At 45.3% G+C, this 537-nt stretch carries 1 protein-coding gene; it reads left to right on the top strand.

Going from position 1 to position 537, the window contains the following annotated elements:
- Positions 1–482, top strand: a 482-nt coding sequence (gene bcsG, locus R7Z50_RS30610) for a cellulose biosynthesis protein BcsG (protein WP_318150165.1), incomplete at its 5' end; no start/stop codon positions are given.
- Positions 483–537: the final 55 nt, after the last annotated feature.

Genomic DNA, 537 nt, shown 5'->3' on the forward strand with positions numbered 1-537 from the left:
CGAATTCAAGCACATCCATTGCTAGCTACAAAATGCGCCTTAAGAATTTGCTTGATGATCTCTACGCGTTCTTTAAAACCTTAGAGTCCTCAAAGCGCAACATTGTTGTGGCCTTGGTACCAGAACATGGTGGTGGTATGCGAGGAGACCGAATGCAGATTTCAGGTATGCGAGAAATTCCTGCGCCAACGATCGTTCACACCCCGGTAGGAATTAAAATCTTCGGAGAAGGAATTCAACGTCAGGGCAGCACAGAACACGTCAATGCGCCCTCTAGCTATCTGGCGTTGTCACAGCTCGTGTCGAATATTCTGGATAAAAACATTTATCAAAGTAAGACGTTTAGCCCTTCAATATTGACGGAGAACCTACCAGAAACACGCATTGTCGCGCAGAACTCCGGTTCTACTGTGATTGAAGTACAAGGGAAGTATTATGTATCACTTGATGGTTCTAGTTGGATTGAATACCCAACAAAGTAGTCCCAACTAAACCATACGATGCTGCCTAAGCCCGGAACTTCCGGCCTTTGTTTTG

The sequence above is a fragment of the Vibrio sp. 1249-1 genome (assembly GCF_033340495.1).